The organism is Vibrio sp. QJM3NY_39, assembly GCF_057785895.1.
This window is the reverse complement of record NZ_CM173505.1, coordinates 2,306,738-2,328,623: the sequence shown is the minus strand read 5'-3', so window position 1 is coordinate 2,328,623 and position 21,886 is coordinate 2,306,738. Positions and strand designations below refer to the sequence as shown.

19 protein-coding genes are annotated in these 21,886 nt (G+C 42.7%); 9 read left to right on the top strand and 10 right to left on the bottom strand.

Translation table 11 applies throughout. The features are described 5' to 3' along the window. Positions 1-484: 484 nt before the first annotated feature. A complete protein-coding gene (locus tag AC3CHU_RS10340) occupies positions 485-2,047 on the bottom strand; it encodes a relaxase/mobilization nuclease domain-containing protein (protein ID WP_488524484.1) in 1,563 nt (520 codons plus the stop codon). Then, a complete protein-coding gene (locus AC3CHU_RS10335; RefSeq protein WP_488524483.1) occupies positions 2,044-2,697 on the bottom strand; it encodes a hypothetical protein in 654 nt (217 codons plus the stop codon). The genes AC3CHU_RS10340 and AC3CHU_RS10335 overlap by 4 nt, the downstream gene beginning before the upstream one ends. Positions 2,698-4,071: 1,374 nt before the next feature. Here AC3CHU_RS10335 and hisF point away from each other — a divergent pair. Beyond that, positions 4,072-4,842: an imidazole glycerol phosphate synthase subunit HisF gene (gene hisF / locus AC3CHU_RS10330; protein ID WP_488524482.1), complete on the top strand. Its 771-nt coding sequence runs from the start codon at positions 4,072-4,074 to the stop codon at positions 4,840-4,842. Then, positions 4,839-5,489, top strand: coding sequence for a bifunctional phosphoribosyl-AMP cyclohydrolase/phosphoribosyl-ATP diphosphatase HisIE (gene hisIE / locus AC3CHU_RS10325; protein ID WP_004734578.1), 651 nt, complete (start codon positions 4,839-4,841; stop codon positions 5,487-5,489). Before hisF ends, hisIE begins: the two co-directional genes overlap by 4 nt. Before the next feature lie 257 nt (positions 5,490-5,746). Here hisIE and AC3CHU_RS10320 read toward each other — a convergent pair whose 3' ends face one another. The 4 genes from AC3CHU_RS10320 to AC3CHU_RS10305 form a co-directional block, all read right to left on the bottom strand. Continuing rightward, positions 5,747-6,259, bottom strand: coding sequence for a YchJ family protein (locus tag AC3CHU_RS10320; protein WP_372244309.1), 513 nt, complete (start codon positions 6,257-6,259; stop codon positions 5,747-5,749). A 118-nt stretch (positions 6,260-6,377) separates the two neighbouring features. After that, the gene (locus AC3CHU_RS10315; protein ID WP_017093549.1) at positions 6,378-7,595 is read right to left on the bottom strand and encodes an EAL and HDOD domain-containing protein; all 1,218 of its coding nucleotides are present in this window, start codon (positions 7,593-7,595) and stop codon (positions 6,378-6,380) included. A 123-nt stretch (positions 7,596-7,718) separates the two neighbouring features. Then, positions 7,719-8,453 (bottom strand): UDP-2,3-diacylglucosamine diphosphatase, encoded by a 735-nt coding sequence (gene lpxH, locus AC3CHU_RS10310; protein WP_488524481.1) that lies wholly within the window; start codon positions 8,451-8,453, stop codon positions 7,719-7,721. Between the two features lie 350 nt (positions 8,454-8,803). Then, positions 8,804-9,298: a peptidylprolyl isomerase gene (locus AC3CHU_RS10305; protein WP_004734582.1), complete on the bottom strand. Its 495-nt coding sequence runs from the start codon at positions 9,296-9,298 to the stop codon at positions 8,804-8,806. A gap of 191 nt (positions 9,299-9,489) precedes the next feature. Here AC3CHU_RS10305 and cysS point away from each other — a divergent pair, with 191 nt between their 5' ends. Next, entirely contained in the window at positions 9,490-10,875 is a 1,386-nt protein-coding gene (cysS, locus tag AC3CHU_RS10300) for a cysteine--tRNA ligase (protein ID WP_004734583.1), read from the top strand. A gap of 101 nt (positions 10,876-10,976) precedes the next feature. Next, complete coding sequence (locus AC3CHU_RS10295; protein WP_004734584.1) at positions 10,977-11,555, top strand: thymidine kinase; 579 nt, start codon at positions 10,977-10,979, stop codon at positions 11,553-11,555. A 129-nt stretch (positions 11,556-11,684) separates the two neighbouring features. On the opposite strand, the gene AC3CHU_RS10290 is transcribed toward AC3CHU_RS10295, so the two are convergent. The 3 genes from AC3CHU_RS10290 to AC3CHU_RS10280 form a co-directional block, all read right to left on the bottom strand. Then, positions 11,685-12,362: a YdcF family protein gene (locus tag AC3CHU_RS10290; protein ID WP_488524480.1), complete on the bottom strand. Its 678-nt coding sequence runs from the start codon at positions 12,360-12,362 to the stop codon at positions 11,685-11,687. Beyond that, positions 12,355-13,209, bottom strand: a complete 855-nt coding sequence (locus AC3CHU_RS10285; RefSeq protein ID WP_171307778.1) for an NAD(P)H-binding protein — start codon at positions 13,207-13,209, stop codon at positions 12,355-12,357. Before AC3CHU_RS10285 ends, AC3CHU_RS10290 begins: the two co-directional genes overlap by 8 nt. Positions 13,210-13,323: 114 nt before the next feature. Further along, positions 13,324-13,554: a TIGR02647 family protein gene (locus AC3CHU_RS10280; RefSeq protein WP_004734587.1), complete on the bottom strand. Its 231-nt coding sequence runs from the start codon at positions 13,552-13,554 to the stop codon at positions 13,324-13,326. A gap of 257 nt (positions 13,555-13,811) precedes the next feature. Between AC3CHU_RS10280 and AC3CHU_RS10275 the strand changes: the two genes are divergently transcribed. Both AC3CHU_RS10275 and focA read left to right on the top strand, forming a co-directional pair. Next, positions 13,812-15,119 (top strand): ATPase, encoded by a 1,308-nt coding sequence (locus AC3CHU_RS10275; RefSeq protein WP_114633233.1) that lies wholly within the window; start codon positions 13,812-13,814, stop codon positions 15,117-15,119. Between the two features lie 363 nt (positions 15,120-15,482). Further along, positions 15,483-16,325, top strand: a complete 843-nt coding sequence (gene focA / locus AC3CHU_RS10270) for a formate transporter FocA (RefSeq protein WP_488524479.1) — start codon at positions 15,483-15,485, stop codon at positions 16,323-16,325. A gap of 340 nt (positions 16,326-16,665) precedes the next feature. On the opposite strand, the gene AC3CHU_RS10265 is transcribed toward focA, so the two are convergent. Beyond that, positions 16,666-17,460 carry an ABC transporter permease gene (locus tag AC3CHU_RS10265; protein ID WP_488524478.1) on the bottom strand — a complete coding sequence of 265 codons (795 nt, stop codon included), beginning with the start codon at positions 17,458-17,460 and terminating at the stop codon, positions 16,666-16,668. A gap of 438 nt (positions 17,461-17,898) precedes the next feature. Between AC3CHU_RS10265 and torE the strand changes: the two genes are divergently transcribed. Genes torE through torA form a run of 3 tightly spaced genes read left to right on the top strand, consistent with a single transcriptional unit; the run spans position 17,899 to position 21,802 of the window. Then, positions 17,899-18,081: a trimethylamine N-oxide reductase system protein TorE gene (gene torE / locus AC3CHU_RS10260; protein WP_004734591.1), complete on the top strand. Its 183-nt coding sequence runs from the start codon at positions 17,899-17,901 to the stop codon at positions 18,079-18,081. A 52-nt stretch (positions 18,082-18,133) separates the two neighbouring features. Then, the gene (gene torC / locus AC3CHU_RS10255; protein WP_004734592.1) at positions 18,134-19,315 is read left to right on the top strand and encodes a pentaheme c-type cytochrome TorC; all 1,182 of its coding nucleotides are present in this window, start codon (positions 18,134-18,136) and stop codon (positions 19,313-19,315) included. Between the two features lie 24 nt (positions 19,316-19,339). Continuing rightward, entirely contained in the window at positions 19,340-21,802 is a 2,463-nt protein-coding gene (gene torA, locus AC3CHU_RS10250) for a trimethylamine-N-oxide reductase TorA (RefSeq protein WP_488524477.1), read from the top strand. Positions 21,803-21,886 lie beyond the last annotated feature (84 nt).

The following is a 21,886-nucleotide window of genomic DNA, read 5'->3' as shown; positions in this document are numbered from 1 at the left end:
TTGGTGTAAATATATATTCCTATCAATTGTAATATTATTTTGAATAAGTGTAATCTGACAAAGAGTATTGATTTAATATATTATGAAAAATAAAAATATAGAGGTAAATATATATTATTCAAGTTAGGTTAAATGTTGGTTTAATATTAATTTTTAGAATCTATCTAACAAATAATATAATGCAAGTTCTAGGGTGATTGAGTGCAACCTTATTTGTTTGTTTACAGTTAGTTGTGGAGCTATGAGGGTGAAAGACATGAAAAAAGCCGCCCAGAGAGGGTGGCGGGTTTGTTTGCAAGCTCTAATTGAGTTACACTAACTTTCAGGTAAGAAGAGGGATTAGTCGAGTTGAAAAAGCCCCTCCACCCGCGCTACTACCTGCCCTGGTGCTTTGGGAGAAGCTTAATAGTAGAGCGACTGCGAAAAGCGTATTATAAAGGTAACTCGGTGATTCATCGCCCCCTGTGAGCAGGGGGCGTTTTTCTTATAGGGAGGGAGTCAGATCATTTGTAATAGTTCGAACTCGCGTAGTACCTCCTGAACTGACTTTTTTACGCAAGTGTTCTTCGAGGTCGATGACTTCTATATCTTCGTTTTTACGACCATCAGGGAGATATTCTTGATTATTAGTAAAGCCAAAAAGATTTTGGTATTCACCGTTAAGAAGTGCTTCTGCAAACTTAATATCAAATGCAGGTGGCTGCACTTCAACAGTACGAAATCCGAAAAATTCTAGAATCATATCGATAAACATCTCGGCCCATTTTAGCTCAAGATAAGCACGATACTCGGGGCCTGTCATTCTCGGTGTTTCTTCGAGATTTTTGACTGCAAATCGACGACTGACAATAAAAACTCCATCTTTTCGATGAGCTCTAAAGTTTCGTTTCTTACGCAGGATTTTGAGAATATGTTTGGAGAAATGAAGTTCGTCCATCTTGACTTGAACATCGTAAACCTTTTTGCCCAACAATCTTATGTCATCAAGCTTCTTGAATGCGATGATGTCCTTTTCTTCATCATCTCTCATCCTGGTTTCACGAGCTGATATTTCTTTCGCAATACTAAGTTGCTCATCGGTGATATGAGACAGTCTGTCCTTGATTTTTTTGAATCCAAACTTGCTTTGCTTTCCTAGTTTTGAGGCTGAACAGATAAAGTTCTCACCGCATTGAGTTTTGATTCTGTATGAGATGCCTTTGATTGCGCCATCTTTAGAGTATGTAAACTGAACGCCGATACTGGCTTCTCGTAGTGCTAGCATCCATTCGGACAGAGAGGGTTTTAATTGGGTTTCCGTGAGGAATTGGTCATGTACAACATTCAATCGCCTGATGATGTCGTTCACATGTGGCCTTCTGCGATCACCTTGTTCACTGTTATTAGGAACCATTTCATAAGTGCCATCAGGTTGTCGCTCTGGCTTTAGAAGGTCGCCTGGACTCGCTAGACGAGTTAGCTTGAAGTCTTTCTCTATCTGTCGAATTAATGGGAAGGAGCGCTCATGTTCTTTCCAATCTGGGATGACTTTGTTTGTCATCGTGTCGATTCGGCTGATGATGAGGTGGATGTGTGGGTTTGACTCTTTCGCGTGCTTAAAACAAATCCACTTGCAGTTTTCGTATCCGAGACCTGTCATAAATTGCTCTGCAACTTTTGCCCATTGGTGATTAGCTAAGTCTTCGCCCTCTGGGTTTGAGAGCACCCAGTGCTTGAGAGGGCGCTTGCATCTGTCGTTTCTGCTGCTAACTTCAATTAGCTCCTCGATGACATCGTCCCAGTTTTCAACGGTCGCGTTGGGTCTAAATATCATATCGTCTGCTGATCTCATTTCATTTGAAGTGATGAACTCGCTTACAGAGCCCTCCTTGGAGTTTGCGCTATATAGAAGCATCTGCTCTGCGTTTAGCTCAGTGTCATCTACGACTTCCAGTGGAACGGCGGCCTCCATGCCGCATTTACCCGCTTTAGACACATAACGCATCATTTGGATGACGTCTTTTGCAGTCTGAACAGACTCTTTCGGTTTGCATTCAAATCCAATCATGCATCACCTCTCGCTTTGCTGTTCTTAAGCTTATAGCCATTCACTACTTCTTTAACTTCATCAAGTGAAAGATTATTGATGGCGAGTGAGATTATGGTGTCGGTGCTTATGTCGCCTTTAATTTCCTCGCGAAGCCCCCTGATTTCATCTCGAAGACTTACTGTGTCTTCAACGAATACTTTCATGTGCCCATTCAGCTGTTCTCCCCGATGTAAAGAGTGCATCAATTGATTGAAGTTGCTGAAATAACTTCGTGAGCTTTTAAGAAATTCTAGCGATGTTTTAGTGATTATTGCTTTAGGCTTAATTGCACTAAAGACGCAGTCTCGAACATAGTCTGATTTATACTTATACCCAGCATCTTTGTATGCTCTCACTATAGCGTCGTTTTGAGCATTAGTGATTTTGCATCGTAGATCTTTGCTTTGTTTAAGGTGGGCTTCTTTTTTAGGTGCGCCACCTTTGTTTTTGCTTTCTTTATATTCGTTATTGTTTTTCATAGTTGTACCATTATTATTATTTTTTTTGGTAGTGAGTTGATTTTTTGTGCTTGGCACTGTTGTTGCCATTTGAGGCATCAGTGTTGCCAAATAAGGCACTGGTGTTGCCAAGCTAGGGATACGAAACCCAAATAAAGTCGATTTTGGCATCGAAGATGCCATTTTGGTCGTGAATCGACCAGCCAGCGAAAATTGCGAAGCGAATTTTAAAGAGCCAACGGAGTTCAAGCAGTTGAAGGGGTAGTAACGAAGTTACGTATCCTCTGAAACTCCAGCTTGCTACTCTTTTTAGCTTTAAAAATAAGAATAAACACTCTTTTGCTTATTCAAGTTATGTGTCCCTTGTATTATTTTAATTGCAGTGCATGTGTGCGCTGAAATATTGACACTTACATTTGTTTTTATATATTTTTAAAGAGCCGTACTTAATGTTCTCGGTACTTATATATATTAAAACTAATATTTTTAATAATCAACTGACTTCACACTTATTATTTATTATACTTGCATCTTTTTTAAAATATTATTATTGATTCAGAGTGGAATGGGAAGTTAGATAAATTGAATAATAATAAATTTCGAGTATATTCTTAAAAATAAATATATCGGATTCAATAACCTAATATTTTCAGAGTAAATCAGTGAGTGATTATTATTGAGTCAGAATCGCAATATAATTTGGTATGATTTTTTCAGAAAAAAATTGCGGCTGAGCCTAAATGAATCAGAAAAATGAGGTGAATTGCTCTGAAAGAGGGCTGTGAGCCCTCTGGATGATGGTTAGGACTTAGGGCGTGTTGACCTTTCGTGGTTCGAGATAAAAGCGTTTTAATCGCGACGAGGGGGAAGTAGCCTAGTCATTCTAAGTAAATCTCCCTCAACAAAGAGTAAAACGCTTTTAGCCGAACCCTTCGGGCAGCGTTTGCTGGTCATTTTTACTACGTTATCGGCTTCTCATGTAGGCTAGCTACACATCGACGCCCCTGTCTTGTATAAATGCCCAGCAACTCGCTGCAAAAATCAGCTCGAAAGATCAACACGCCCTAGTATTGTTGACGTTGCTTTTTGCGAACAACACAATATTTTTGAAGCTTATCCGAGTCCTCTTTGTCAAGTTCTGCCGCTGAAGCTTTAGATGATGTTCAATCTAAAGTTACTACTCACCCCTTTCTTTAGTTGCATAATCTTCGGCATCATCAATTAGTGCAGCCATCATTTTATCCCACTTGCTGTCATTCAAAATCCTGGATTGGCGCGATTCAACGATCCAAAAATAGAGCATGTTGAGCAGTATTATTTATAATAGAAACCAAGCTTAAACTGCTATATGCTTAGTCAATCAAAGCCCTAGAGTGGTGTGAATAATTACTCATCGCATGAATATGTATTGCATAAAGTCTCATTATATCTACTTGAGTTTATATGAAGTGTTGAAAATGTGATGAAAAATAATTTTAAAGGGAATTAGAGAGTTTGAGTAAAAATAAAGAAAATCAAGTAGTTAAAGAAGGAGAGAGAAGCGCCTTGGCAAAGCGAATAATCCCCTGTTTGGATGTCCGTGATGGGCAAGTGGTTAAGGGCGTTCAATTCCGCAACCACGAAATTATTGGTGACATCGTACCGCTAGCACAACGCTACGCAGAAGAGGGCGCTGATGAATTAGTATTTTACGATATTACCGCATCAAGTGATGGCCGTGTGGTCGATAAAAGCTGGGTAAAACGCGTAGCAGAAGTGATTGATATTCCTTTCTGTGTGGCTGGTGGTCTTAAGTCCGCGGAAGATGCAGCGCGTATTCTTGAGTTTGGTGCAGATAAAGTATCCATCAACTCGCCTGCATTGGCTAACCCACAGCTGATCACTGACCTAGCTGATAAGTTTGGTGTGCAGTGTATCGTTGTCGGTATCGATTCATACTTCGATAAAGAGACGGGTAAATATCAGGTTTACCAATTCACAGGCGATGAAGCGCGTACCAAAGCAACCAAGTGGGAAACCAAAGATTGGGTGCAGGAAGTACAGAAACGTGGTGCAGGTGAGATTGTGTTAAACATGATGAACCAAGATGGCGTTCGCAACGGCTATGATATCGACCAGTTAAACATGGTACGTTCAGTGTGTAATGTACCCCTGATTGCATCAGGTGGCGCTGGTGCGATGGAGCACTTTGCTGAAGCCTATAAAAAAACCAACGTGGACGGAGCACTTGCGGCTTCGGTATTCCACAAGCAAGTCATCAATATTGGTGAACTTAAACAGTATTTGAAACAACAAGATGTAGAGGTGCGACTATGAGTTTTGAACCCGTAAGCTTATCAAAAACAGAAGTAGGCGCATTGTCAGAGCGTATTGATTGGGAAAAAGTAGATGGCTTAGTGCCGGCTATTGTTCAAGATTACCAATCGAGCCAAGTGCTGATGATGGGATACATGAACCCAGCAGCGCTCGAGAAAACAGGTGAAACTGGCCAAGTGACGTTTTTCTCTCGCACTAAAGAGCGCCTTTGGACCAAAGGTGAAACGTCGGGTAACGTATTACAACTGCAAAACATGTCATTGGATTGTGACAACGATACCTTGCTGGTTAAGGTTAATCCCATTGGCCCAACGTGCCACACAGGTACAACAACGTGTTGGGATGGCGACAAGCAAGAAGAAACACAGATGGTGTGGCTTCATCAGCTTGAGCAGCTACTGGCTGCCCGCAAGGACGCAGACCCTGAGTCTTCTTATACTGCCAGTTTATATGCCCGTGGCACCAAGCGTATTTCGCAAAAAGTGGGCGAAGAAGGCGTTGAAGTCGCGCTTGCGGCGACGTCGGGCGATAAGGCGGAATTAGTGTGTGAATCAGCAGACTTGATTTATCACTTGATGGTTCTTTTACAAGACCAAGGCTTATCGATGAACGATGTGGTGAACAAATTAAAAGAGCGCCATAAGTAAGCTCTCTTTAGATTTTAAAAACCACGTAAAAGACAGATAAAAGCCCCGTAAACAACCATTTTTACGGGGCTTTTTAGCTTTTTAGCTTTTTAGCCTTTTAATTTTCAAGATTTCAAGATTTCAAGATTTCAAGATTTCAAGATTTCAAGATTTCTAAGTCCTACGCCACTTTTCTAACCTCTGACTTTGCGTCATTCCGAGGAGCCTAGGCGAGATCAGGAATCTCTTTCAGCATTTTAGTATTTTAAACGCAGCTCTTACCCGCAGCACTTCTTATATTTCTTTCCGCTACCACAGATACATGGGTCATTGCGGCCGATTTTAAAACTTTCAACCGTTTGGTTTAGACGCGGGTCAATCTCTGGCTCTGATCGTTCTTCTTGCTCAGGGAAGGTGCCATCAATGTAATACCAAAGACAGTCTTCACGAACAAAGCGCGAACGTTCTTGCATACAGAACTGCTCAGCCTCATCGTTGAAGTAAGCTTTAAACTCAACAAAGCCTTCGTTCTCATGTGAACCTGTGGCTGTACCGATGACTTCTAAACCCGCCCAATCACTATCTATGGATTCAGCAATACCTTCTCTCTGCGCTTCTGCATTACAAGTCGGGTGGTAAGTAGCAACCACATAATCAACTAAACCAAGTACATGTGCAGAATAACGTGAGCGCATTAATTGCTCGGGTGTTTCAACTGCACTGTGGTTAAGGTGTGCTGATTCGCAACATTGTTGGTAAGTATTTTTGCTACCGCATGGGCATAAAGGCATAGTCAGATCCTGTAAAAATGGCCTCTATTAAGAGGCCATATATGAATGCGTTGGAGTTTACCAAGAAACGATCGCTCACCAAAGCTTAGTTTCTATTGAAGCAGCAATGTGAAGTGAACTATTTCAACGAAGGTGATAACAGCTCTTGAGCCCAAGTAGTCGCTTCATCGTAAGCTTGACCAAGTTCCGCTTCACTTAGCTTGAGAAGTTTACGGATGCGCGTTGCTTCGTCCCATCGAGCTTGCTCATAAGCGATAACCATCGCCAAAATTGCACCCAGCACACCTTTTCGTTGAATCAGAGCTTGCTTGATCTCTTCATCGATTGGTACTGAGTCCAAGACTTGCTGTAACGGTTGGTCAAAGAGTGAATCAAGTAGAGAGAACATACCGGTCAAAAAGGCTTGTCCGGGTTCTACCTTTACATTCATTTTTTCTACTAAGAGTTCACACTCACGTGCTCGTAACACGGCTAAACCATAGAGTGAATCCGGCTTATCTTCTTTCGCTGAGGCAATCGCTACCAGTGAAACGAACTTACGCAGCTTTTGCTCGCCAAGGAAAATAAGTGCTTGGCGGAATGAACGAATGGTCGTTGCTGAGCCGCCTGCGGAGTTCACGTAGGCAAGTAACTTGTAAGACAGCGTGACATCTAGCGTAATTAAACGTTCTACTTCGCCAAAGTCGATAGGGTCGTGCGCAATCTCTTTTAACAGCTGAACAATCGTCAAAAACGCAGGGTTGAGAGCGCGAGTTTGAATCATTTCCGGCTTGCTGAAGAAATAACCTTGGAAGTAGGTGAAGCCTGCTCTATTTGCTTCTTGATATTCATCGTAAGTCTCGACTTTTTCTGCGAGGAACTTAATATCCAACCCTTTGAGAGAGTTCATGAACATCGAAGCTTTCGCGATTGAGATCAAACGGATATCAAACTTGATAATTGAAACGTACGGTAAAAAGCGCTTCCATGCTTTGCTTGGTACAAAGTCGTCTAACGCGATAGTGTAACCCGCGTCATAGATAGCTTTTATTGCTTCAAGTAGTTCGTCTGTTGGTTCGCAGTCTTCAAGAACCTCAACAACGAGGCTTTCTTTGGGGAACAGAGTCGGGACTAAGTTGATTAGGCTTGCATAAGGGAAGTTCACGAACCCCAATTTATCACCCAACGTATTATAGTGAGTTGATAAAAAGTGATCGGAAAGCAAACGGCTAGTAGCGAGCTCCGGCTCTACTTCAGGGAAAGTGTTCTTAGGACCATCCCTGAATAGCAACTCGTAACCTATGGTTTTCTTGTCTGTATCGAGTATTGGTTGACGCGCTACGTATGAATATTTCAACTTGGTACTGTGTTCGGTTTATTTCTGGTAGAGAGATAATAGCTAATTCAGTAGAAATTACCATACACTTTCTATGAAAGTCTGACCGATAATAATAATCAAAGTGAAAGTTTAAGAGTGATGTTAAAAGCGGTTGCTAAACTCTCGATTCTGTAGTTCAAAACTTTGCGGAGTGAACACCAGCACTGAACCTTGCGTATACCAATCACCCAATACGATACGAGTTTTAGTGCAATCATTGACGTTAAAGGTGTGGATGTCAGGGCGATGAGTATGGCCGTGGATCATAAGATCGACGCTGTTTCGTTCCATCACATCTTCCACTTCCTGTTGTGTCACATCCATGATGTCGAGGGATTTGGTCTGCTTGTCATCTTTGATGTCAGATTGAACCTTCGAGACAATTTTCTTCTTGATGAAAAATGGAATTCTGTTGAAGACCCATTGCAGCCAGGGTTGATGCACTTTTTCACGGAAGGCGAGGTATTTTACATCTTCGGTACACAGGGTATCACCATGCAACACCACCGCTTTTTGTCCGTAGATATCGATTGTTGATACTTCATCTAGAAGTTGCACGCCCGTTTGCTTGGCAAATTTTTTACCAACTAAAAAGTCGCGGTTACCTTGTGTGAAGTAGCAAGGTACGCCCGTTTTCACTAAGTCGATAAACGCTTGGCGGATAGAAGTCGCGAACTCACTCTTATCGTCGTCACCAATCCAGAATTCGAAAAGGTCGCCTAACACGTAAAGTGAATCAGCTTCTACGGCTTCTTTCTTCATAAAGGTTAAGAAGCAGTCAGTGATATCTTGTCGTGACGGAGTAAGGTGCAGGTCTGATATAAAATATGTTTTCATAGGTCTAAAAAAAGGGAGCGATTCGCTCCCTATATCCTGATTTTATCGGGTCATCAATTATTAATACTAGGGCGTGTTGACCTTTGGCGGTTAAATTTTGTTCGAGATAAAAGCGTTTTAATCGAGGCGAGGGATAGGAAGCCTAGTCATTCTAAGCAAATTTCCCTCAACAAAGAGTAAAACGCTTTTAGCCGAACCCTTTGGGCAGCGTTTGCTGGTTATTTCTACTGCGTTATCGGCTTCTTATGTAGGCTAGCTACACATCAAAGCCTCTGCCTTGTATAAATCCCAAGCAACTCGCTGCAAAAATCAGCTCAAAAGGTCAATACGCCCTAATCGAAAGCGATGAATTAAGCTTCGATTGTAGTACCAGTGATGATCACTTCTTCTAGAGGTACATCTTGGTGCATACCCATAGAACCAGTGCTAACACCTTTGATCTTGTTTACGATGTCCATGCCTTCAACAACTTCTGCGAATACACAGTAGCCCCAACCGTCTAGGCTTTCGCTACGGAAGTTTAGGAAAGAGTTGTCGTTAACGTTGATGAAGAACTGAGAGCTCGCTGAATGCGGTTCCATAGTACGAGCCATTGCTAGCGTACCAACTTTGTTCGCTAGGCCGTTGTTTGCTTCGTTCTTGATAGTTGCACGAGTTGTTTTTTCTTTAAGGCCAGAAGTCATGCCGCCGCCTTGAACCATGAAACCATCGATAACACGGTGGAATAGCGTGTTGTCGTAAAAACCGTCACGGCAATACTGTAGGAAGTTTGCGCTTGTTTCTGGTGCTTTTTCTTCGTTAAGTTGAACTTTGATGTCACCAAAATTTGTGTGAAGGATGATCATGATTGTTACCTTACTGTCTTTTTAATATGAAGTTCGAATTCTAGCGCATGTTGGCGGACTTTCAAATCACCAAATCATTAACTTAACTTGGTTGTTTGAGGTAATTACTGCTTTGGGGGATTACCTAATAACGCATGAATTGATATACTTGACCTCTTATTTTGATTAATACACAAATATAGATAGAGATCATGCTGAAAATTTATAACACACTCACAAGACAGAAAGAGGAATTCAAACCAATTACAGCTGGCAAAGTCGGCATGTATGTCTGTGGGGTAACCATATACGATCTCTGTCACATTGGTCATGGCCGCACGTTTGTTTCTTTCGATGTAGTAACTCGTTACCTTCGTTACCTTGGTTACGATTTGAACTTCGTTCGTAACATCACTGATATCGATGATAAAATCATCAAGCGCGCTAATGAAAACGGTGAGTCTTGTGATTCTCTGACTGAGCGCCTGATCGGGGAAATGCACGCGGACTTCGATGCATTGAACATGAAGCGCCCTGATGTTGAGCCTCGTGCGACTGAATTCATCACTGAAATCGTTGAGCTTGTTGAAAAGTTAATTGAGCGTGGTTTTGCTTATGTTGCAAGCAACGGCGACGTGATGTTCGAAGTTAAGAAATTTGACGAATACGGTAAGCTTTCAAAGCAAGACCTTGATCAGCTTCAAGCGGGTGCTCGTGTTGATGTTGATTCTGCAAAACGTAGTCCGTTAGATTTCGTTCTTTGGAAGATGTCTAAGCCAGGTGAACCTACGTGGGAATCACCATGGGGTCCAGGTCGTCCGGGTTGGCACATCGAGTGTTCAGCGATGAACTCTTCTATTCTTGGCAATCACTTCGATATCCACGGTGGCGGTTCAGATCTACAGTTCCCGCATCACGAGAACGAAATCGCACAATCTTGCTGCGCACACGGCACACAGTATGTGAATACTTGGATGCACAGTGGCATGGTGATGGTAGACAGAGAAAAAATGTCTAAGTCACTGGGTAACTTCTTCACTATCCGTGACGTGCTTCAGCATTACGATGCAGAAACAGTACGTTACTTCCTAATGTCTGGTCACTACCGCAGCCAACTGAACTACAGCGAAGATAACCTAAACCAAGCTCGTGCATCACTTGAGCGTCTCTACACATCACTTCGTGGCCTAGACGTTACAGCAGCTCCGGCTGGTGGTGAAGAGTACGTGACTCGTTTCTCTACAGCGATGAACGATGATTTCAACACTCCAGAAGCTTATTCAGTACTGTTTGAAATGGCTCGTGAAATCAACCGCATCAAAACTGAAAGTGTCGAAAAGGCAAGTGCACTAGGTGCATTGATGCGTGAACTAGCAGACATCATCGGTATTCTTCATCAAGATCCAGAGGCTTTCTTGCAAGGTGATGCGGCAGGCAACGATGACGAAGTGGCTGAAATCGAAGCGTTGATTAAGCTACGTAACGACTCTCGTGCTTCGAAAGATTGGGCGAATGCCGACCTTGCACGTGATAAGCTAAACGAGTTGGGCATTGTTCTGGAAGACGGCCCAGAAGGTACGACTTGGCGTCGTAAGTAAATCTTATAAAAAGGGCTGATTTTCAGCCCTTTTTTCTAGCAAAAATTCTTTAATTTCACCTTTGCTTTTATCTTCAACTTTTAAATAACAGGAATATTTCTGTGGCTCAGATGTATTTTTATTACTCGGCAATGAATGCGGGTAAATCGACAACGCTTCTTCAATCTTCATTTAACTACCAAGAGCGTGGCATGACGCCAGTGATCTTTACTGCAGCGCTAGATGATCGCTATGGTATCGGTAAAGTTAGCTCGCGAATTGGTCTTCAATCTGAAGCTCAACTGTTTAAAAACGACACCAATATGTTTGACGCAATCCAAAAACTCAATGAAGAAGAAAAGCGTCATTGCGTTTTGATTGATGAGTGTCAGTTCTTGTCGAAAGAGCAGGTGTACCAGTTAACAGAAGTGGTCGATAAACTGCATATCCCTGTACTTTGCTACGGTTTACGTACTGATTTTTTAGGTGAACTGTTTGAAGGTAGCCGTTACTTATTATCTTGGGCAGATAAACTGGTTGAGCTTAAAACCATTTGTCACTGTGGCCGTAAAGCTAATATGGTAATCCGTACCGACGAGCACGGTGTGGCGATTGCTGAAGGTGACCAAGTGGCTATTGGCGGGAATGATCAGTATGTTTCAGCTTGCCGTTTGCACTACAAAGAAGCGTTAGGTAAATAAGCCGATCTCAGAGTTCAGCTTGCTAAAACGAAAAACGGTGACCAAGTGTCACCGTTTTTGTTTATTGAGCCTGTGTTTTTGCTTTATTCCAAGTCGCGCCTTTGCTTTATTCGAAGTGGAGCTTTTGATTTATTCGAAGCCAAGCTGCTTCAAGGCTTGATAGGCATGATCAACGTCATCGGGGATTGGCATCTCAATTTGAAAGCCTTGGGCTGGGTAGAATTTGATTCGTTCATAATCAGTAATCAATGCGCCCAAAACCATGTCTAACGGCAACTCTTCATTAAAGTAATCATCCCAATTTTGCCATTGCGAAGTCACGGTAATTTCTACACTCTCTTCAGGCCATTGTTTACTAAACGTGGCGTAGGTGCGTTTCTCCATAAAGGGCTTCTGTACTAAGGTTAGTTTTTTCGGTGACAACCCTTGCTCAGTCAGCAGCTCGTGGGTGAATCGTACATTTTCCCCAGTATTGGTTGCGTGTTTCTCTATGATAATTGCAGAACCTGGTACACCACAATCTTGTGCGATAGAAGCGAAAGTTTCTGCTTCTGAACGCTCAAAGCTTCCTTCTGTAAAACGTCCCACACCACCAGAAAAAACGATGTATGGAGCAATTTTTTGATGATATAACTCGGCAGCGTATTCAGCGACACGAGTATCATTACTGCACAGCACAAAGATGCAATCTGAAGGCGTAACCTTGTGGCCCATAGACATGAAGTTCCAAAGGATGTCGATCGAACGATGTAGCTTAATCCTTGAGTTATTTGTTACAGATTGCTTAGCTATGGATTGATTAGTCATAAAGAGCGTCCAGCGTGGATTCAAATTTAAACGAGTAACCCAAGTCGAGAATCTTTTTCGAAGAGATCAGCTTGTCTGGTGTATCGACCACGAGGGGCAGCGGCTCACTGCTGTTGGCGCTTTTCAGTGCAGCGGCATAAAATTCCGCCTTACTCACCGTGTTCGGGGTCGTAACATTAACCACTTCGTTATGCAGTTGGTTGATAGCGAAGTTGACCGCGCCAATCGCGTCGTCAAGATGAAGCATGTTGGCAGGAGCTTGAGTGCTGACCTGTTTCAATTTACTTGCAAACCTAGATGGGTGGCGGCTAGGGCCGATTAACCCACTGAAGCGAAGGATGGTGTAGTCGATACCGGAATCAATGATGCACTGTTCTGCTTGTAGCATCACGCGTGCATTGTCCGAAAATGAGTTGGCTTGTTCATCGCTCGACGTAGAAATCGCTAATGAGGCATCTTGCTCGTATAAGATCCCTGGCTTGGTCGGGTAGACCGTAGTCGAGCTAACCATGATCAGCTTTTTGACATTGGCTTTCTGACAAGCATTGGTTAGCTGTTGCCAGTATTCAGCATATTCTTGTCCCGCACCTTTTCTAAAGCCGGGAGGGAAGCTACCAATGACGATCTCTGCATTATTTTCGAGTAACAGTGAATAGAGTTGGCCGATAGTATGCTCAGGCTCCGATGAGTCAAAGCTGAAAACTTCACATGGGATACGTTTGTTACCAATGGTGTCTGCACCCGCTCGGGTCGTTTTTGTGACCACCACTTGGTTACCATGTTTTTCTAGATGTTTAGATAAAGGTGCACCGACCCATCCTGCACCAACAATAAATATAGAAGCCATGTGTTCCTCACAACTGCAAATGACGAATTTACAATAAGCCTAACAAACCTTTGCCCAAAAATGAAAAAACTCCACGGCCGAGGCGAGTGGAGTTTTTACTGGAACAATGGAGATTTAGTTTAGTACGCGAAGTAGTTTGTCTGCGCGCTCTGCCATCTGTATACCTTCATCTGTTAGGTAACCGCCGTCTGGCTGAGTACAAAGGTTCTTTTCGAATAGGCGCTTAACAGCGTCTTGAGTTTCTTGAGCTGCCTCTTGATGAACTTTAATTCCAGTAGCGGCACTACTTACATCAAATTGAAGAAGGAGGTTTAAATCAGCAATGTTTTCAGCGTTGTACTTCATAATTAACCTATATATTCATAACGTTCTCTACCTTCACCTTAGTGCGCATTCACGGCTCAGGCAATAGCAAATAAAGAGAATTGATAAGTGATACCAAATTGATTGATTAATCATCGAGTGATGAGTTTATTTTGGTTATATTGGGTGATTTGCATCCACTTAAATCATCAGTGATGTTTATTGCTAAGCGGTTGTAATATATTGTGACTAGAAATAATTTGCATTGAGCGAATATTGTATAAAAAGGATATGCATAAGTGAGAGCGAACAAAGTAGCATTAATGATCAGTATGCTATTTGCTATCGCAGGGTGTCAGAGTACACCTTCAGAGCAGACAGACGCGAACCAAACCACAAACAACAATAACCAATCTACAATCGAGGTCCGTTCATTTCAGTCTGTCCAAAGCGTTTACTCCGAATGGGAGGCTAAGCTCGCAGACCACGCTCAGTTGTCTCTCTATGCTCCAGAGAATTACAATGAACTATTAGACGCTTGGGACGACGCTGAAAGCATTTATGCGGATTTACTGAAAGACGAAACTCGGCTCACCAAGAGTTATTCAATTTTTTCGAGCCTGACTTACGCTGAAGCTTTTGATGAAAAAATTGCGTTGATCAAATCAAACTATGACTCGATATTAGTGCTAAAGAAGAAGGCTGACCGAGTACTAGCGGATTCGATTGTGCAAATGGATTACCTCAAGTTCCTTGGCGCAGATACCATGTTTACCTCGAGCTACAAACGCTTGTATTCAGAATACAGCGAGTTGTTTGAGTATGTGCTGGTCGATGAGCTTGAAGACGCTCAAGAAGCACAGGTGGAGTTTCTTAATAATGCTCGCTTATTGGAAGTTAAAGTGGCACATAAGAAATACATCGAACCATTGAAGGACGAGTTAGAGTTCTTGGAAGATGAAGATTTTGATGACGTTGCTCCACTGACGTTTGCTAAAGCAGCATCTCAAATTGCTTTGGCAGAAAGCCAAGTCAAAGCCAGTCCTCGTGAAAAGTCGATCATTGAAGATGCGGTCCACGCTGCGGAGTTTGAGTTGAACCACGTGCGCAGTGTCGCTCATGAAGTCAAAGTGCTAGCGAGCGTAAAAGGCGACAAATTCGAACAGTCGGTTTTGAATGCAGAGAATCAGTTGTTGAGCATTTCACAAGTAGTTAATGATGAAGATTACCGAGATGTTGGGTTGCGTCAGCAATCTCAGAAAATTGTATCGAGTGTGAAAGCGTTAAAAAGCTTAGATATGACAGCGTCATTAAAGTCAGAAATTGAAACTTTGACTGAACAACTCGCTAAGCTAGAGAGTGATAATCAGAAGCAGGCGCAACAATTGTCTGAGGCGACTAAGCATAGCAATCTTCTAGATGAGCAGATTACCAAGAGTGATGCGCATATTAAGAGTTTAGAAGAGCTAGTGGACAGTTTGAGAAATCTAGGTGGTAAAGTTGCCAATGAAAGTGATTCTGATGTAATCCCTTTGAGTACTGGATCGAATCTAGAGGGCTCTGCTCTAGAACAATCATCAGAAGAAGTGATTGAACCTTCGGTTTAGCATCACTAATTTCTTTATTTGTGATTCAGTTAAAAGCGCCTAAGGGCGCTTTTTTACGTTCTGTTGATCTATATCAAAATCTAGAGGCAACAGCGATCTGTGAGTCATTATAGTGTACGTTATTCCTTTGCTTTCTTTCGTAACTTATTGATATTTATAAGTGTGCCATTTTTTAAGTTGATAACCTTTCATTCAGCATAGTTTTCTTTTTACTACTAAAGTTGTATGAATTTTGAATAACTTGGGCTATTTCCTTTCCACAAGGTTGTGGGAGGTATTTTGAGTCCCAAATAGCTCTTGAATTCAGAAATGAAAGAGAGGATTATCTCGCTCCCGACAACATGTTTCAAAATGTAAATCATCATGAATCTGAACCAATTTGACTCATTATTACCGCCACAAATGGCTGAGCGCGCTGCAGATATTGGCGTAGGTAAAGCAACCAAAGATCCAACCAAATCTTTTCTCCTAGCGATTTCAGCTGGCATACATATCGGCATTGCGTTTGTGTTCTACACAATTGTAACCACTGGCGCTGGTGATTTACCTTGGGGTATTACTCGCGTCCTAGGTGGCCTTGCATTTAGCTTGGGCTTAATCCTCGTTGTTGTTACTGGCGGCGAACTGTTTACCAGTTCGGTGCTCACTCTTGTTGCTCGCGCAAGTGGCAAGATTAGCTGGGGAACCCTAGTAAAGAACTGGGCGACCGTTTATATCGGTAACCTTATTGGTGCTTTATTGCTAGTGGCATGCATGCTTCTGACTAAACAGTACATGTTCGACCATGGGCAAGTGGGTTTGAATGCGATGGCCATCTCTCAGCACAAAATGCACCATGGTTTTATCCAAGCGGTCGCGCTTGGCATCATGTGTAACGTATTGGTTTGTATTGCGGTATGGATGACGTTTAGTGGACGAACATTGACTGACAAAATTGCAGTACTGATTTTACCTGTCGCGATGTTTGTATCATCGGGCTTTGAGCACTGTATTGCGAATATGTTCCAAGTCCCTTTAGCTATCGGTATAAAAACATTTGCTCCAGCTGAATTCTGGACAATGACAGGGGCTAATCCGGCAGACTATGTTGACCTAAACATGATGGACTTTCTGATGAACAACTTGCTGCCTGTTACTATCGGTAACATCATTGGCGGCGGTATCTTTGTTGGCATGTGGTATTGGTTGATTTATTTACGCGATTGATAAAGATGGCGGATCAACAAAGCTTGCGTGACAAGATTAGTTAAAGCTCAGTGAAAACATTGAACTGACTTATGACATTTACAAGACGGCCTGCATTGCAGGCCGTTTTTTATTTGTGGAAAACTTACTCGTTGATTTCTTAAATTATCATCTGAACGCTTAACAACGCAGTTCTGCTCGTGTGTATATGTCTTTGAAATCACCCAAGGATCAATGGCGATGATCTTTGCTCGAGCCGAAATGGACAAAAAAGGATCTATATTGATTTGGTTATCCACAATTTCTGTGGATAACCTGTATCAAATTCAGTGAGTAACCAGATCTAAGAGGAGTCGGGAGGTTATTTTGAAGGCTGTATTTGAGCGAGAACTCGCCCTTCTTTGGTCAAAGAAGTCTTTAAAGAAAGGTGAAGTGCGAGCGCCAATGAACTACTCATCATCACGAAAATAGCCAACATGATCATTAGTTGATACTTAATTGCGATCATTGGTGAAGCTCCCCCTAAGATTTGTCCTGTCATCATCCCCGGTAGCGTTACTAAGCCTGTGGTTGCCATTGAGGCCATAATAGGAGACATCGCTTTCTGTATAGCATTACGCACAAAAGGCGCTGCAGCATAAGTAGGAGACGCGCCTAACGCGATTGCTGCTTCATATTCTGATTTCTGTGTTTCAAAAGCACCAAACAGGTTCTGCAATGCCACTATATTACTGCTTAAGCTATTACCCAATAACATCCCTGCGATCGGGATAAGGTACTGAGCGTTAAAAACCGGTGTTGGTTTAATGATAAATAAGCAGATGAACAAGACAATGGGTACACAGGTTACCGTTAGGCTCACAGCCACAGGGACTAACAAGAGGTTTCGGGGTAACTTGGACTTTTCAACAATTGAGCTTGCCCCAACGATAATCATCGTAAATAACCACAGTAAATTGACCCACAAGCTATTCAAAGTGAAAAGGTATTCTAGGTAGAGGCCAACCAGAAATAGCTGAACAGTCATGCGAATGATGCTGATAGAAGCCTCTTTTCCAAGGCCAAGTTTTAGCTTGTGGTTGATTACAATTGGCAGCAAGAGAAGTGAACTGAAAAACAATAATTGCCACCAAGATATATCAATAACGTCTTGCATAATGCTTCCTTTTAATAAGGCTTCTATCATATCTGAAAGTGCCAAATGATGCATTTCAGCGTCAGACCTGTCGAACTCAAAAAAGGCTCAATTATTTAACATTCAAAGTACAAAATAATGGTTATTTGAGGGTTTTTTGGCTACTACTTAGTAGGTAAAACGTTAAAATTGGTTACAATTTGGTTGCGCAAATGTTGGTTTTTAACATTTGTGAAATATACTTAATTCTTCACATTTGTTAATACTTTTTAATAACTTTGTTTAACTAAAAACAAGTTTGGATGACCTCAAAAAAGTATTGATTAGCAAGGGATATAACAGGAGATTTGATTGAACCCTACTTTGTGTATGGTCTAAAATTTGTTGTTAGATACTCAAGAACTTTAGCTCCTTAGAATGAGCTACTCGAAATTACTAAATACAAAATAGGCAAAATGTATGAGTGATGTTAATAAAATTGAAACTGGCGAAAAACGCTCGTTGGAGTGGAAGTCATTCCTCTTCATTGCAGTGGTTCTCTTTCCAATATTAAGTGTGGCTTTTGTAGGAGGCTACGGCTTTCTAGTTTGGGCACTGCAAGTGTTTGTATTAGGTCCTCCAGGTGCACACGGCGGCATGTAATGCCCTCTTGCTATCACATTTTTATTAGAACTAATTTTTAAGAGAGCTAAACATGAAATCATTTTTAGTTAAATTATGGCGCACAATGACTCGCCCAGCAGTACACATCAGTCTTGGTGTACTAACCATGGGTGGCTTTATCGCCGGTGTTATTTTCTGGGGCGGTTTTAATACAGCGCTAGAACATACAAATACAGAAGAGTTCTGTGTAAGCTGTCACACCATGCGTGACAACGTATACGTAGAACTACAAGAAACGGTTCACTGGAAAAACACTTCTGGTGTACGTGCTACTTGTCCTGACTGTCACGTTCCACATGAATGGACAGCAAAAATTGCTCGTAAGATGCAAGCATCTAAAGAAGTATTCGCTCAAGTATTTGGTGACCTAGATACGCCTGAGAAATTCGAAGCTCGTCGTATCGAACTGGCTAAACACGAATGGGATCGTTTCTCTTCGAACAAATCTCTAGAGTGTAAAAACTGCCACAACTACGATTCAATGGATTTCGAAAACATGCGCCCAACAGCGCGTATCCAGATGAAGAACGCGGCAGAGCGTGATCAAAGCTGTGTTGACTGTCACAAAGGTATTGCTCACAACCTTCCATTAGATATGGCATCAGCGAGCGGTATTGTTGGCGAGCTAGAAAATGTAGCAAGCAGCACATCTTACGCAAATGGTTCTGACGTGATCTCTATTCGTCACCTACCAATGTACACAGATGAAACAGCAACAGTTGAAGCGGGTCTACTAAGCCCTGCAAGTAAAGTTGCGGTTATCGACGAAAAAGGCGATATGATCAAGATTCAAATCGACGGTTGGCGTAAAGCGAAAGGCTTCGGACGTGTAATCCAAGAAGACTTCGGTATGAACATCTCGACTGCAATCTTGACGAAAGAAGTATCTCAAAGTGACGTTATCACTGTTGGTGAGAAGAAAGAAGATGAGCTTACTGGCCTTCCATGGGAAGAAGTTAACCTAGCACTTTGGATGAAGAAAGAGTCTATGGTTGATAACTTCGATCCAATCTGGAACGCAGCGGGTCAAGCGTACCAATCTAACTGTTCAACGTGTCACTCACAGCCAGATGAAGCTCACTTCAGCGCCAACGGTTGGGTAGGCATGCTAGATGGTATGATTGCGTTCGTTAACTTCGATACAGATACAGAAGCACTTGTTCTTAAGTATCTACAGAAGCACTCATCAGATTTTTCTGAAGGCCATCACTAATAAGACGTCAATTGGAGTAACACAATGGCAATTACAAGAAGAAGTTTCCTGAAAGGTGTCGCTACTACAAGTGCGGCATCGGTTATCGGTCCAAGCTTATTGGCGTCGGCATCAGCGTCTGCTGCAGAAACAGACGGCGCGTGGAAAGTCTCTGGCTCTCACTGGGGTGCATTCCGAGCTCGCGTTTACGCGGGTAAAGTGCAAGAAATTAAACCTTTAGAAATCGATCAACACCCAACTGAGATGTTGAAAGGTATTAAAGGTATTATCTACAGTCCATCACGTGTGCGTTACCCTATGGTTCGCCTAGATTGGTTGAAGAAGCATAAATACAGCGCAGACACGCGTGGTAACAACCGCTTTATTCGTGTGACTTGGGATGAGGCACTAGACCTTGTTTACCGCGAACTAGAGCGCGTACAGAAAGATTACGGTCCATGGGCGCTTCACACAGGTCAAACTGGTTGGAGACAAACGGGTCAGTTCCATAGCTGTACTAACCACATGCAACGTGCAATGGCACTTCACGGTTACTCTGTGAAGAAAATCGGTGACTACTCAACAGGTGCTGGTCAAACGATCATGCCTTACGTGCTAGGTTCGACTGAAGTTTACGCACAAGGTACATCTTGGGAACTTATCCTAGAAAACAGTGACAACATTGTTCTTTGGGGTAACGATCCAGTTAAAAACCTTCAAGTAGGTTGGACATGTGAGACTCACGAGTCGTTCGCATACCTAGAACAGCTGAAAGAGAAAGTTGCTAAGAAAGAGATCAACGTTGTTTCTGTTGACCCTGTTCAAAACAAAACAGGCCGTTACCTAGAAAACGAGCAGATGTACATCAACCCACAAACTGATGTGGCGTTCATGCTTGGTGTTGCTCACGTTCTTTACAACGAAGACCTATACGACAAGAAGTTCATCGAAACTTACTGTCTAGGTTTTGAAGACTTCATCAAGTACGTTCAAGGTGAAACGAAAGATAAAGTTGAGAAGACACCAGAGTGGGCTTCGGCTATCTGTGGCGCAAGCGCGGACTCTATCCGTGAATTCGCTAAGATGCTGGTTAACGGTCGTACGCAGATTCTTGTTGGTTGGAGTATCCAACGTCAAGAGCACGGTGAACAGCCTTACTGGATGTGTGCAGTTATCGCAGCAATGGTTGGCCAAATTGGTCTTCCGGGCGGTGGTATCTCTTACGGTCACCACTACTCAGGTATCGGTGTATCTTCAACTGGTTTCGCTGCTCCGGGTTCTTTCCCGTTGAACATCGACCAAGGTCAATCACCTAAACACACGAATACAGATTACAACGGTTATAGCCGCGTAATTCCAGTAGCTCGTTGGGTTGATAGCTTGCTTGAACCAGGTAAGAAGATCAAAGCGAACGGTTCTACTGTAACGCTACCAGACATTAAGATGATGGTATTCAGTGGTAACAACCCGTGGCACCACCACCAAGATCGCAACAAGATGCGTAAAGCATTCAAGAGTCTACAAACTGTAGTGGCTGTTGATTTCGCTTGGACTGCAACTTGTCGTCACTCTGATATCGTGCTTCCAGCATGTACTCAGTGGGAACGTAACGATATTGATGGCTACGGTGCGTACTCTGGCCGTGGTTTGATCGCAATGCATAAGCTAGTGGATCCTCTGTTCCAGTCTAAGACTGACTTCGAGATCATGTCTAGCCTAACTAAGCGTTGGGGCCGTTACGACGATTACACGCGTGGTATGGACGAAATGCAGTGGGTTAAATCACTGTACGACGAATGTCGCGCTTCAAATGAAGGCAGCTTCGAAATGCCTGAGTTTGCTGAGTTCTGGGAAAAAGGTTTCCTAGACTTCGGTAAAGGTAAGCCATGGACTCGCCACGCTTCATTCCGTGAAGACCCAGAGATCAATGCATTAGGTACACCTTCTGGTTTCATCGAAATCACAAGCCGTACTGTTGGCAACATGGGTTACGAGCACTGTCAAGAACACCCAATGTGGTTCGAGAAATCTGAACGTTCACATGGTGGTCCAGGCTCTGACAAACACCCGTACTGGCTACAATCTTGTCACCCAGACAAGCGTCTTCACTCTCAGATGTGTGAATCTGAAGAGTGGCGTGCGACTTACGCGGTACAAGGCCGTGAGCCTATCTACATCAACCCAGTCGATGCTAAGAAGAAAGGCATCAAAGATGGCGATGTAGTACGTGTGTTCAATGACCGTGGTCAACTACTAGCAGGTGCTGTTCTAATGGATAGCTACGCTCCTGGTGTTGTTCGTATCGAAGAAGGTGCTTGGTACGGCCCGATCAACGAGAAAGTGGGTGCGCTAGATACATACGGCGATCCAAACACACTAACTCAAGACATCGGTACGTCTGAACTTGCTCAAGCGACTTCAGCAAACACATGTTTGGTTAACTTCGAGAAGTTCCAAGGCAAACTGCCTCCAGTAACTTCATTCGGTGGCCCAATCGAAGTTTCTTAAGTCTTGTACTTAAGAACCAAGATTAAAGCTTAAATTAAAGCCCCTGTAAGGATTCTTACAGGGGCTTTTTGTTTTTCTGGTGTT

What these genes read in the sequence shown, in the direction of transcription:
- torC (WP_004734592.1), top strand. Translation starts at nt 18,134, where the DNA reads ATGAAATCATTTTTAGTTAAATTATGGCGCACAATGACTCGCCCAGCA.
- torA (WP_488524477.1), top strand. Translation starts at nt 19,340, where the DNA reads ATGGCAATTACAAGAAGAAGTTTCCTGAAAGGTGTCGCTACTACAAGT.
- AC3CHU_RS10285 (WP_171307778.1), bottom strand. Translation starts at nt 13,209, where the DNA reads ATGGCTTCTATATTTATTGTTGGTGCAGGATGGGTCGGTGCACCTTTA.
- AC3CHU_RS10280 (WP_004734587.1), bottom strand. Translation starts at nt 13,554, where the DNA reads ATGAAGTACAACGCTGAAAACATTGCTGATTTAAACCTCCTTCTTCAA.
- AC3CHU_RS10340 (WP_488524484.1), bottom strand. Translation starts at nt 2,047, where the DNA reads ATGATTGGATTTGAATGCAAACCGAAAGAGTCTGTTCAGACTGCAAAA.
- hisIE (WP_004734578.1), top strand. Translation starts at nt 4,839, where the DNA reads ATGAGTTTTGAACCCGTAAGCTTATCAAAAACAGAAGTAGGCGCATTG.
- AC3CHU_RS10320 (WP_372244309.1), bottom strand. Translation starts at nt 6,259, where the DNA reads ATGCCTTTATGCCCATGCGGTAGCAAAAATACTTACCAACAATGTTGC.
- lpxH (WP_488524481.1), bottom strand. Translation starts at nt 8,453, where the DNA reads ATGAAAACATATTTTATATCAGACCTGCACCTTACTCCGTCACGACAA.
- AC3CHU_RS10290 (WP_488524480.1), bottom strand. Translation starts at nt 12,362, where the DNA reads ATGACTAATCAATCCATAGCTAAGCAATCTGTAACAAATAACTCAAGG.
- torE (WP_004734591.1), top strand. Translation starts at nt 17,899, where the DNA reads ATGAGTGATGTTAATAAAATTGAAACTGGCGAAAAACGCTCGTTGGAG.
- cysS (WP_004734583.1), top strand. Translation starts at nt 9,490, where the DNA reads ATGCTGAAAATTTATAACACACTCACAAGACAGAAAGAGGAATTCAAA.
- AC3CHU_RS10335 (WP_488524483.1), bottom strand. Translation starts at nt 2,697, where the DNA reads ATGCCAAAATCGACTTTATTTGGGTTTCGTATCCCTAGCTTGGCAACA.
- focA (WP_488524479.1), top strand. Translation starts at nt 15,483, where the DNA reads ATGAATCTGAACCAATTTGACTCATTATTACCGCCACAAATGGCTGAG.
- AC3CHU_RS10265 (WP_488524478.1), bottom strand. Translation starts at nt 17,460, where the DNA reads ATGCAAGACGTTATTGATATATCTTGGTGGCAATTATTGTTTTTCAGT.
- AC3CHU_RS10305 (WP_004734582.1), bottom strand. Translation starts at nt 9,298, where the DNA reads ATGATCATCCTTCACACAAATTTTGGTGACATCAAAGTTCAACTTAAC.